Annotated in this window: 9 protein-coding genes; 2 read left to right on the plus strand and 7 right to left on the minus strand. The window is 70.9% G+C overall.

What is annotated here, in order from left to right:
- The first annotated feature begins 83 nt into the window (after positions 1-83).
- Positions 84-1,496: a dihydrolipoyl dehydrogenase gene (gene lpdA / locus GH747_RS00795; RefSeq protein ID WP_149767374.1), complete on the plus strand. Its 1,413-nt coding sequence runs from the start codon at positions 84-86 to the stop codon at positions 1,494-1,496.
- Positions 1,497-1,635: 139 nt separating this feature from the next.
- On the opposite strand, the gene GH747_RS00800 is transcribed toward lpdA, so the two are convergent.
- Positions 1,636-3,153, minus strand: coding sequence for an LVIVD repeat-containing protein (locus GH747_RS00800; RefSeq protein ID WP_149767376.1), 1,518 nt, complete (start codon positions 3,151-3,153; stop codon positions 1,636-1,638).
- Between the two features lie 113 nt (positions 3,154-3,266).
- Between GH747_RS00800 and GH747_RS00805 the strand changes: the two genes are divergently transcribed.
- Positions 3,267-3,956, plus strand: coding sequence for a DUF305 domain-containing protein (locus GH747_RS00805; RefSeq protein ID WP_149767378.1), 690 nt, complete (start codon positions 3,267-3,269; stop codon positions 3,954-3,956).
- A 16-nt stretch (positions 3,957-3,972) separates the two neighbouring features.
- Here GH747_RS00805 and GH747_RS21930 read toward each other — a convergent pair whose 3' ends face one another.
- The 6 genes from GH747_RS21930 to dnaJ all read right to left on the minus strand — a co-directional run bounded on the left by GH747_RS21930 (position 3,973) and on the right by dnaJ (position 11,998).
- Positions 3,973-5,193: a hypothetical protein gene (locus GH747_RS21930; RefSeq protein ID WP_194842889.1), complete on the minus strand. Its 1,221-nt coding sequence runs from the start codon at positions 5,191-5,193 to the stop codon at positions 3,973-3,975.
- Positions 5,194-5,283: 90 nt separating this feature from the next.
- Entirely contained in the window at positions 5,284-7,887 is a 2,604-nt protein-coding gene (gene clpB, locus GH747_RS00815; protein WP_149767379.1) for an ATP-dependent chaperone ClpB, read from the minus strand.
- Positions 7,888-7,998: 111 nt separating this feature from the next.
- Positions 7,999-9,825 (minus strand): acyltransferase family protein, encoded by a 1,827-nt coding sequence (locus GH747_RS00820; protein WP_149767381.1) that lies wholly within the window; start codon positions 9,823-9,825, stop codon positions 7,999-8,001.
- Between the two features lie 111 nt (positions 9,826-9,936).
- A complete protein-coding gene (locus GH747_RS00825; protein WP_149767383.1) occupies positions 9,937-10,353 on the minus strand; it encodes a hypothetical protein in 417 nt (138 codons plus the stop codon).
- A gap of 113 nt (positions 10,354-10,466) precedes the next feature.
- The gene (locus tag GH747_RS00830) at positions 10,467-10,868 is read right to left on the minus strand and encodes a heat shock protein transcriptional repressor HspR (protein WP_149767385.1); all 402 of its coding nucleotides are present in this window, start codon (positions 10,866-10,868) and stop codon (positions 10,467-10,469) included.
- Positions 10,868-11,998, minus strand: a complete 1,131-nt coding sequence (gene dnaJ, locus GH747_RS00835; protein WP_149767387.1) for a molecular chaperone DnaJ — start codon at positions 11,996-11,998, stop codon at positions 10,868-10,870. Before dnaJ ends, GH747_RS00830 begins: the two co-directional genes overlap by 1 nt.
- Between the last annotated feature and the right edge of the window lie 7 nt (positions 11,999-12,005).

The raw sequence follows: 12,005 nt of genomic DNA on the forward strand, positions 1-12,005 counted from the left end.
CGCCGCGTGAACCAAGGGTGCGGATCAGCCCGAACGGGCGACCAGCGGGGCGTGACCTCGGTCACCTCTCTACGATTGGAGGCATGAGTGATCACTTCGACGTCGTCGTCCTTGGCGCCGGACCGGGCGGCTACGTCGCCGCGATCCGTGCCGCACAGCTCGGCAAGACCGTGGCTGTCATCGAGCCCGAGTACTGGGGAGGTGTCTGCCTCAACGTCGGCTGCATCCCGAGCAAGTCCCTGCTCCGCAACGCGGAGCTGGCACACATCATCACCCACGAGGCCGAGTCGGTCTTCGGCATCGGCGTCGGTGACGTCACCCTCGACTACGGCAAGGCGTACTCGCGCAGCCGCGACGTCGCGGACGGCCGCGTCAGGGGCGTCCACTACCTGATGAAGAAGAACAAGATCGCCGAGATCCACGGCACGGGATCCTTCACCGGCCCGAAGGCCATCGAGGTCGCCCTGAACGACGGCGGCACCCAGCAGGTCACGTTCGACGCCTGCATCATCGCGACCGGCTCCTCCACGCGCCTCCTCCCGGGCACCCAGCTGTCCGAGCGCGTCGTCACGTACAAGGAGCAGATCCTCGCGGACTCCGTCCCCGGGTCGATCATCATCGCCGGCGCCGGCGCCATCGGCGTCGAGTTCGCCTACGTCCTGAGCTCGTACGGCGTGAAGGTGACCATCGTCGAGTTCCTCGACCGCGCGGTCCCCAACGAGGACGCGGACGTGTCCAAGGAGCTCACCCGCGCGTACAAGAAGCTCGGCATCGACATCCTGACCTCGACCCGCGTCGACGCGATCGACGACTCCGGCGACAAGGTGAAGGTCACCGTCACCCGCAACCCCGAGGGAGACGCCAAGGAGGAGGTCCTCGAGGCCGACAAGGTCCTCCAGGCGATCGGCTTCGCACCGCGCAGCGAGGGCATCGGGCTCGACAAGGCCGGCGTCAACGTCTCGCCGCGCGGCGCGATCGAGATCGACGACTACATGCGGACCAACGTCGACGGCATCTACGCGATCGGTGACGTCACCGCCAAGCTGATGCTCGCGCACGTCGCCGAGGCGCAGGGCGTCGTCGCTGCCGAGATGATCGGCGGGGTCGAGACGTTCCCGCTCGACTACGTGATGATGCCGCGCGCGACGTTCTGCCACCCGCAGATCGCGTCCTTCGGCTACACCGAGGCGCAGGCGCGCGAGCTGGGCTTCGACGTCCAGGTCGACAAGTTCCCGTTCAGCGCGAACGGCAAGGCCCCCGGGCTCGCCGACACCGGCGGCTTCGTGAAGCTGGTGACCGACAAGACCTACAAGGAGCTGCTCGGCGCCCACCTGGTCGGGCCCGAGGTCACCGAGATGCTGGGCGAGCTGACGCTGGCCCAGCGCTGGGACCTCACCGCCGACGAGGTGGCCCGCAACGTGCACGCGCACCCGACGCTGTCGGAGGCCGTGCAGGAGGTCATCCACGGCGCCGCGGGCCACATGATCAACCTCTGACCCTCCGCTGGTCGAGCTCCCTCAGGTGAGCTGAGTACCGAAGCCCCCTCCCGCAGCTGCGGGAGGGGGCTTCGGTTTCGACTCGCTTCGCTCGCTCAACCAGCGGAGGGAGTCGTCAGCCAGCCAGCAGACGGAGTCGTCAGCGCCGCCAGTTCCACCGGTGCTTGATCTTCGGCTGCGACTGCGGGTTGAGCTCGTCGTAGTCGTACCCGTAGGCGCCCAGCAGGCGGACGTCCTTGACCGCGAGCGTGTCGAGACCCTGCTGGATGTCGTTGGAGTAGATGTAGCCGTTGTACCAGTACGCCGACCACGAGCCACCCAGGATCAGCCGGTCCGCCGAGAGGGGACCGCGATCGAACCACGCGATCTCCTTCGGCTTCGCGGAGTTCGTGAAGTCCCACACGGAGATGCCGCCCTGGTACCAGGCCTGGACCATGATGTCCTTGCCCGGGACCGGGATGAGCGATCCGTTGTGCGCCACGCAGTTCTCGGTCGCAGCCTGGGTGCGTGAGATCTTGTAGTAGCTCTTGAACACGAGGTCGTTCTTCTTGGTGAGGTCGTAGATCGCGTTCGCGCCGCGCTCCGGCCCGATCTCCGGGTTGCAGGTCGCCGCGCCACCGCCGCCGAGCTCGTCGGTGAAGACGACCTTCGTGCCAGCGTTGTTGAACGTCGCCGAGTGCCAGAACGCGAAGTTCTCGGTGTCGCGAACCTGCTCGATGACCTTCGGGTTCGCGCGGTCCCGGATGTCGAAGATGACTCCGTCACCCATGCAGGCACCCGCGGCGATGTCCTTGGTCGGGTAGGCCGTGATGTCGTGGCAGCCCGACGTCGCGGAGAGGTCCGCGATCGGCGTGGGGCCAGGACCACCCTCGAAGCCACCGTCGGGGAAGAGGACCGGCTCATCGACGACCGCAGCGGCGGTCGGGTTCTTCACCGGGATCTTGACCACGCTGATGAGGTCGTGCGGCGGCTGGCAGTCGGGGAAGGTGAGGTTCGGGAAGTACGACGAGACGTAGACGTACAGGTCCTTCTTGTTCTTCGACGGCGCCAGCGTGTGCGTGTGCGAGCCGCACTTCGTCTCGACCGACTTGATGTACCGCGGGTTGGTCGGCTGGCTGATGTCGAAGATCTTCAGGCCCTCCCACGACTCCTTGACGGTCGCCGGCTGCGTGACGCTCGCGCACGAGTCGTCGCTGCGGCTGGAGTCGGTGCTGAGCACGAGGAGGTTGCCGTACACGGAGACGTCGTTCTGGGAGCCGGGGCACAGCACCTGCGCGACCTGGGTCGGGCTCGAGCCCTTCTTGACGTCGTACACGGTGAAGCCGTTGTAGTTGCCCGCGTAGGCGTACCGGCCGCTGAACGCGAGATCGGAGTTGAACGCCGACTCCGGTGCGAACGCCCCGTTCTTCGGGATGTTCGACAGCAGCTTCATGTTGCGGCTGGAGGCGACCTCGCCGACTCCGAGGACGTCGCCCGGGTCACCGCTCGCCGCCATGCGTTGGGACGTGACGGCCGGCGCGGGCGACTCCGCACCGCTGCCGTCGTCGGGGACGCCGACCGACGGCGTCGCGCCCGCAAGGGACGCCAGGACGAGCACACCAGCGCCCGCCGAGATCGTGAGTAATCTGCCGAGACGTGCGCCGTGCGTCGGTCTCATCGGGCGACCTTTCCTCGTGGGTGAGATCGAGAGCTTGGTACGAGCATTGCGTCAGTTTGTGATTTCCGCAACGCTTCATTCAACAGCGCCCCTTCGAGAGAGGACGATTTCTCGTGACACAAAGCTCTCGCCGACGCTGTTCATGGTCCGCGGCCGCTGGCGCAGCGGCGGCGTCGCTCGTTCTCGCGGCGTGCTCCGGCGGCAGCGACCCCGCCAGCGAGGAGACGACCGCCCCACCCCCCGCGCTCGGGACCGTCATCCAGCCCGGCCAGCCGGGTGAGCCGAACCAGAGCGCCGGGCCCGAGGACTACCCCCAGGACGCCGACCTCAACGAGGCCGACGTCGAGTTCATGACGATGATGATCGTCCACCACCGGCAGGCTCTCGACATGGCCGGCCTGGCCGACACACGGGCCGAGGATCGCAGCGTCAGGAACCTCGCCGAGCGCATCGCGGCGTCGCAGGGCCCCGAGATCGCGGCGATGGCCGCGTGGCTGGAGCAGCACGATCTCCCCGTCCCGGACGCCGGTGAGCACGGTGGGCACGGCGGAGCCGGCGGGCAGCCGATGCCCGGGATGCTCACCGAGGACCAGATGGACGATCTGGCGGCAGCCGACGGCGCGGAGTTCGACGAGCTGTTCCTGCGCGGGATGATCGAGCACCACCAGGGTGCCGTCGTGATGGCCGAGGCCGTCGCGAACGACGGGACGGACCTGAGGGTCAGCGAGGTCGCCGCCGACGTCGGGTCGGGTCAGTCGGCCGAGATCGACCGCATGATCGTGCTGCTCGAGGACATCACCTGATCCACCGCGCCGCGCGTCACCGCGTCGTACGGCGGGGGCCGGCGTTGAACCAGGCCGTCACCTCGCGCCGCCACACGAGCACCACGCAGCCGATCTCGGCGGCGAGCCAGACGAGGCCGAGGGGCGCGGTCAGCACGGAGAGCACCATGGCGATGCCGGCGACGACCGTGAACACGACGCGGGTTGCCGGACGGCGCGACAGCATCGCGAGTGCTGCGGCTCCTCCGGCGACGGCGAGCGCTCCGAGGACGAGGGACAGCCAGAACATCACCCGCGCGAACTCGCCCGGCGTCATACCGACCTGGTCCAGCACGCCGCGGTCGGCGATCATCGGCTGCTCGGCGATCAGCGACGCGTACTCCGCCGGCGACACGACGTAGAGGAACGCGTTCGCGCCGAACACCAGCGCCACGAGGCCGGACAGCACGGTGGCCAGGATGACCGCGGTGGTGAGCTGGCGGGGCCGCACCAGCGCGGCGGGTCGCCAGTACGGCGGGGGCTGCTGCCCGTACGGCGGCGGTTGCTGCCCGTACGGCGGAGCCTGCTGCCCGTACGGCGGAGGCTGCTGCCCGTACGACGGAGGCTGCTGCCCGTACGGCGGGACCGGGGCCGTCGCTGGACCCGGGCCCGAGGCGTACGGGCGTGAGGCGGGTTCGGGCAGATCGCCGGAGCCGTCGGCGTCGGGCGGCCGGATCGCGGGTGCGGCGGGCGCGTCGAGCGACTGGCGCGCGGGCGGCGACGCCGGCGGTGGGATGACCGGTGGCGCCGACGCCTGCGGACGGGCTGGTGGCGCCGGTGCGGCCGCCTCTCCCGCGAACCAGGCGCGCGCCTCGGCGTTCCACAGGAAGACGATGACGATCACGCCGAGCAGCGCCGGGACGATGCCGGAGGTGCCTGCGACGACGAACGCAAGACTCGACAGCGCGGCAAGGACGGTCAGGCCGATCCGCGCGCCGCGGTGGCGCTTCGCCGTCCAGATCGCGAGCACGATCGCCGCAGCCGACATCGCACCGGCACCCATCAGCGCGACCCGCAGCCAGTCGAGCGCCTGCTCGATCGACAGCGCCCCGTCGATGGGGCCCGAGGCGAGGGCTTCCTCGATCTGCTTGCGCACCTCGGTCGAGCCCCAGTCGGACAGGGTGGCGACGACGCTCGCCAGCACGATCGCCGAGGCCAGCCCCGCCGCGAGGCAGGCCATGGTCACCTTCTGCGGACGTGCAGCCGTCGCGTTCGCCATGGCCCTATCCCACCACGCCACCGGTCCGACGCGGTGAGCCTGGTCCCAGCCCGTGCTCGAGACGTGGGACCAGGCTCACCGCCGAAGGGGTCAGGCCGTCCGCGTAGCCGGCGTGGCGAGCGTGAGCCCGTCCGAGGCGGCGTCGCGATCGACGACGACCTCGTCGCCGTCTCGCACCTCGCCGGCGAGCAGCGCACGGGCGAGCGGGTCGCCGATCGCCTGCTGGATCAGCCGACGCAGCGGTCGAGCCCCGTACGTGGGGTCGAACCCTGTCGCGGCGAGCCAGGTCTTCGCGTCGTCGGTGACACGGAGCCGGATCCGGCGCGACTCCAGCCGGCGCGACAGCGCGTCGATCTGCAGGTCGACGATGCGGGTCAGGTCCTCGATCGACAGCGCGTCGAACATGACGACCTCGTCGAGCCGGTTGAGGAACTCGGGCCGGAACGCCGTGCGTACGACCTCCATCACCTTCTCGCGCTTGACCGCGTCGTCGAGTGCCGGGTCCGCCAGGTAGGCAGAGCCCAGGTTCGAGGTGAGGATGAGGATGACGTTGCGGAAGTCGACCGTACGCCCCTGCCCGTCGGTCAGGCGCCCGTCGTCGAGCACCTGGAGGAGGATGTCGAACACCTCCGGGTGCGCCTTCTCGACCTCGTCGAGGAGCACGACGGAGTACGGCCGGCGGCGGACCGCCTCGGTCAGCTGGCCACCCTCGTCGTACCCGACGTAGCCCGGAGGCGCTCCGACCAGGCGCGAGACCGAGTGCTTCTCGGCGTACTCGCTCATGTCGATGCGGACCATCGCCCGCTCGTCGTCGAACAGGAACTCCGCGAGAGCCTTCGCGAGCTCGGTCTTGCCGACGCCGGTCGGGCCCAGGAACAGGAACGACCCGGTGGGCCGGTCGGGGTCGGCGATCCCGGCGCGCGAACGGCGTACGGCGTCGGAGACGGCCTCGACGGCCTGGGTCTGGCCGATCAGGCGCTGGCCGAGCTCGGACTCCATCCGCAGGAGCTTGCCGGTCTCACCCTCGAGCAGGCGTCCCGTCGGGATGCCCGTCCACGACGCGATGACCTCGGCGATCTCGTCGGGGCCGACCTCCTCGTTGACCATCCGGTCGGCGGGCTCCGCCGCCTCGTCGGCCTCGGCGGACGACAGCTGCTTCTCGAGGGCCGGGATCTCGCCGTAGTTCAGCCGCGCAGCCGTCTCGAGGTCCCCCGCGTTCTGGGCGCGCTCGGCCTCACGACGCTTCTCGTCGATCTGCTGCTTGATCTCGCCGACCTGGTTCAGCCCCGTACGCTCGCGCTCCCAACGAGCCTCGAGCCCCCGCAGCTGCTCCTCGTCGTCGGCGAGCTCCGCGCGCAGCTTCTCCAGCCGCTCCACGCTGCCTTCGTCGGTCTCCTTCGCGAGGTGCAGCTCCTCCATCTTCATCCGGTCGACGGCACGGCGGAGCGTGTCGATCTCGACCGGGTTGGAGTCGATCTCCATGCGCAGCCGGCTGCTCGCCTCGTCGACGAGGTCGATCGCCTTGTCGGGAAGCTGGCGGCCGCTGATGTAGCGGTCGGACAGCGTCGCCGCCGCGACCAGGGCCGCGTCCGAGATCTCCACCTTGTGGTGCGCCTCGTACGTCTCCTTGAGGCCGCGCAGGATCGCGATGGTGTCCTCGACGCTGGGCTCATCGACCAGCACCTGCTGGAAGCGGCGCTCGAGGGCCGGGTCCTTCTCGATGTTCTCTCGGTACTCGTCGAGGGTCGTCGCACCGACCATCCGCAGCTCGCCGCGCGCCAGCATGGGCTTGAGCATGTTGCCGGCGTCCATCGCGGAGTCGCCGGTCGCCCCGGCACCCACGACGGTGTGGAGCTCGTCGATGAACGTGATGATCTGCCCGTCGGAGTCCTTGATCTCCTGCAGGACGGCCTTGAGCCGCTCCTCGAACTCGCCGCGGTACTTCGCGCCGGCCACCATCGCGCCCAGGTCGAGCGAGATGAGGCGGCGGCCCTGCAGCGAGGACGGCACGTCACCGGCGACGATCCGCTGGGCGAGGCCTTCGACGACGGCGGTCTTGCCGACGCCGGGCTCACCGATGAGGACCGGGTTGTTCTTCGTACGCCGGGTCAGCACCTGGATCGTGCGGCGGATCTCCGCGTCCCGGCCGATCACCGGGTCGAGCTTGCCCTCGCGTGCGGTGGCGGTGAGATCGACGCCGTACTTCTCCAGCGCCTGGTACGTGTCCTCCGCGTCCTGGCTCGTCACCTTGGCGGAGCCTCGTACGGTCTGGAATGCTCCGGCCAGCGCGGCAGCGCTCGCGCCGAGCCCGTCGAGGATCTCGCGCGCCTTCGACTGGACGGTGGCGAGCCCGACCATGAGGTGCTCGGTGGAGACGTACTCGTCGCCGAGCTCCCCGGCCAGGTCCTGGGCCCGCTGGAAGACCTCGAGGGTCGCGCGGGCGTACGACGGGTTGGCCACGCTCTGGCCTGCCGCGGACGGCAGGGCGGCGAGCGCCTCGACGGTGCGGGACCGGGCGGTGGCCGGATCGGCGCCGGCCGCCTGGAGAAGAGGCACGGCGGTGCTGCCGTCGGCGTCGAGCAGTGCGTGAAGCACGTGCAGCGGGTCCACGGCAGGGTTGCCTGCGGCGGCGGCGCTCTGGATCGCGGCGCTGATCGCCTGCTGGCTACGGGTGGTGAGCTTGGAAGCGTCCATCGGTCTCCCCTGGGTTCGCGGTCAGTCAACTACTACTCAGGTCAACGCGTCCAAAGTTGAGTCCATTCCGCTCAACTCTGTGACTTCCCGACTCGTCCGGAGCGCGGCGCGTCAGCAGCCGCCGAGGGCGCCGCGGACGACCCGCGTGTAGAGGCGGGCGCCGCGCTCGTTCGGGTGCACCCGGTCCGCCGCGAGCAACGCCTCCCGCCCGGCGACCGCGGCGTGCCAGTCGGCGAGCCGCACGGCGTCGTTGTCGCGAGCCACCCGCCGTACGGAGCTGAGCGCACCCTTCTGCCACGACCTCCCTGGGACGTACGGCGAGACGAGCACCACCTCGTGGCCGGCAAGCTGCCGGCGTACGAGGCGGTCCAGGTCGGCCCGGTCGACGAGCCCGTTGGTGCCGGTGCCGATCAGGACGACCTTCCCGAGCGCGCCGCGCGCGGCGGCCCTGCGGACGGCGGCCGCGACGTCCTCGTACTGCCACCCGACCTTCGCGGTCGCCCGCAGCCTCGGCATCGTGCCGAGCAGCGCCGGTGCCGCAGCGACCAGCACCGAGTCACCGAACGCGCTGACGCGCACCGACGTGCCGACCGTACGACAGGTGGCCGGCGTCGAAGCCTCCGCAGCCGCGGCTGCCCGGTCGGGTGGGGCCGCGGCGTCGTCGGCGGCCCCTGCCGCGGACGCGAGCAGCCGCTGCCCCTGCAGCAGGCTGGCCTCGAGCCGGCTGCGCTCGGGCGCGGTGCCGACAGCCGTGACCGCACCGACAAGGACGGCGCCCACCACCGAGACGGTGAGGACCCAGCGGTACGCGGGCCGGCGCCGGTGCGCCACCAACCGCTCGATCGGCGACACCCACCGGCGCAGGGTCAGGCCGATCCCGTCGGTCCGCATCGGCATCTCGACGAACCGGTACGAGCCCGCAGCGACGGCCACCGAGGCAAGGACGGCGAGGACGCCTGCCAGGACAGCGCGGTCCGGCGGGGCGATCCGCGTCGCGAACACGATGAGCGGCCAGTGCCACAGGTAGATCCCGTACGAACGCGCCCCGACCCAGCGCAGCGGCGCGAGGGACAGCGCGGCGGCCAGCGGCGTACGGTTGGCGGCCGCCAGCACGACCGCGGCCGACGCGAGGCTCGCGACGAGGAGCCCGCCGCGGTACGTCGCGGCGCCGGACCACGGCACGAGGGCCGCGTACGCGACGAGCGCGACCAGGCCGGCCGCTCCGAGCGCGGTCATCACGGCCCGGCTGCGACTCGACGCTGTCGGCCGGTCTGACCGGAGCAGGTGCGGCACCCGCGCCAGCGCGAGCGCCCCACCGATCAGCAGCCCGAAGACGTGCGTGTCCGTCCCGACGTACGCCCGCGTCGGGTCACCCGGGTCGTACAGCGCACCCATCAGCGCGGCGGAGCACAGCGCGAGCGCGAGCATCGCTCCGGCGAGACGGCGCCGCGACATCACCAGCAGGCCCAGCGCGAGGATCGCAGGCCACACGACGTAGAACTGCTCCTCGATCCCGAGCGACCAGAGGTGGTTGAGCACGGGAGGCTGGCCCTGCTCCGCGTACGCCCAGCCCTGCGCGACCTGGAACCAGTTGGACGTCCACGTGAGACCGCCCAGGACCTGCCACCGCAGGCCGGCGCCCGTGTCGCGGCCGACCACGAGCGTGAGCGCGGCGACGACCACGATCATCGCCGTCGCCGCCGGCACCAGGCGCCGAGCTCGGCGTACCCAGAACGACGGCAGGTCGAAGTGGTGCGCGCGCGCCGCGTCCTCCATGAGGACCGTCGTGATGAGGAAGCCGCTCAGGACGAAGAAGACGTCGACACCCACGAAACCGCCGGGCAACCAGGACGGTGCGACATGGAACAACACCACGAGCAGGACAGCGACGGCACGCACGCCGTCGAGCCCGGGCGCCGTGGGGCGGCGCTGGGACATGCGGGACTTCCTCCGAGACTCACGAACAGGGCCGGGCACCCGAGGTGACGCCTCTCGACCCCGATCGAGAGTACCGACCGCACCCCAACCCCCGACCGGCTGCACGGAGCGTCAGTCCATTCTCACCAGCTGTACGCGGCAGGCGGGCGCGCTGCCCTGGTTGACCGTGAGGCCCTCGACCGTGAACGGGGTCTCGACGCCGGTCGCGACCTTGGGGATCACGAGACGGCGCGCCTTCGCCCGGGTAGCGCCCGGTGACGCCACGAGGATGGTCACCCGGTAGTCCGCGGTGCTCGCCCGGTTGAGGATCACGCCCGACGCCGTCCAGCGCCTCGGATCCGACGACGGCAGGCACTGGAAGGACAGGAGATCGGGAGCGGCAGGGGGTACGGCGGTGGGCGTCGCGGATGCCGACGCGCTCGCGCTCGGGTCGGCCGCAGCCGGGTTCTCCGTCGCGAGTGAGCAGCCCGAGAGGCTCGCGACGAGCGCGGCCCCGACCGCGAGAGCGAGGGAGGACGAGCGACGCATAGCGCCATGACACCACGGCGGGCGCCTGCTTCTGCGAAGGCACGTCCGCATCCGGGAGACCTTTGCCGATCACGCCCGCGGGCGGCTCAGCGCGACCCGCGGGTACGGCGCGGTCAGCTCCGGCGCGTGCGGCGTACGACGAAGGCCTGGGCCTCGGTGAACCGCACCGGGAGGTTGCGCGCGGGTGTCGGCGCCGCGGTGCGCGAGGCCAGCTCGGCCTCGAGCTCCGCGACACGCGCACGCAGCGCGAGCACCTGGTTCTCGAGCGCGAGCACGCGCTTGACGCCCTCGAGCCCGAGGCCGTCGGCCGTCAGCCGAGCGACCGCGCGCAACAGCTCGACGTCGTGCAGCGAGTAGCGCCGCCCGCCGCCGCCCGTGCGGGCCGGACTGACCAGCCCGAGCCGGTCGTACGTCCGCAGCGTCTGCGGGTGCAGCCCGGACAGCTCCGCGGCCACGCTGATCACGAAGACCTTGGCCTCCGGACCCGGAGGGACGAAGTCGCCGTTGCCGACCATCACGCACCTCCTCCGAGCATCGCCGCACGCGGGTCGTCACCGTCGCGGGCGGCCCGCAGCGCCTCGACCGCGGCGCGCTCGTCGTCCGACAGCGGCGACGGGACCAGCACGTCGACGGTGATGAGCAGGTCCGCCTTCGTCCCGTCGGCGCGGGGAGCACCCTTGCCACGAGCACGGAAGGTGCGGCCGTTGGGCGTCCCTGCGGGCACCTTCAGACGGACCGGCGCGCCGTTGAGCGTCGGGACGGAGATCTCGGCACCGAGCGCCGCCTCGTCGAACGCGACCGGCACGGTGATCGTCAGGTTGTCGCCCTTGCGGCCGAACATCTGATGCGACTCCACGTGCACCGAGACGTACAGATCGCCGTTCGGGCCACCGTTCTCGCCCTTCGCACCCTTGCCCTTGAGGCGGATGCGCTGGCCGTCCTTCACACCGGCCGGGATGCGGACCTGCATCGTGCGCGACGACGCGGCGCGACCCGACCCGTGGCACGTGGTGCACGGGTCGTCGACGACGAGGCCGCGACCGCGGCACACGTCGCACGGCTCCGTCATCGCGAACAGGCCGCCCGACGCGCTCGTCTGCATGCCGCTGCCTTCGCAGTGCGCACACACGCGGGGCACCGTCCCGGCCTTCGCACCCGTGCCGTGGCACGTCGCGCAGGGCTCGTCGCTGGTCGTCCGCAAGGGGACCGTCACCCCGGAGATCGCGTCCTCGAACGAGAGCGTCGCCTCCGTCTCGACGTCCGCACCGCGGCGCGCGGGTGCGCTGCGGGTGCGGGTGCCGCCCCCGAACACGCCCCCGAGCAGGTCGGAGAAGTCGAAGCCGCCGCTCGTCGTGCCGCCGGGGAAGCCGAAGCCTCCGCTGGAGCCGGCACGCGGGAAGCCGCCGCCGGACGAGAACATCGCCCGCTGCTCGTCGTACTCCTTGCGCTTCTCCGGGTTGGACAGCACGGAGTACGCCTCGGAGATGCCCTTGAACTTCTCCTCGGCGGCCTTGTCACCGGGCTTCGCGTCGGGGTGGTGGTCCCGCGCGAGCTTGCGGTACGCCTTCTTGATGTCGGACGCGCTCGCGTCCTTGGAGACTCCGAGAATCTTGTAGAAGTCCTTCTCGAACCACTCGTTGTTCACGAGACCA

Source organism: Mumia xiangluensis, assembly GCF_010994095.1.
In the GTDB taxonomy this organism is placed as follows: domain Bacteria; phylum Actinomycetota; class Actinomycetes; order Propionibacteriales; family Nocardioidaceae; genus Mumia; species Mumia xiangluensis.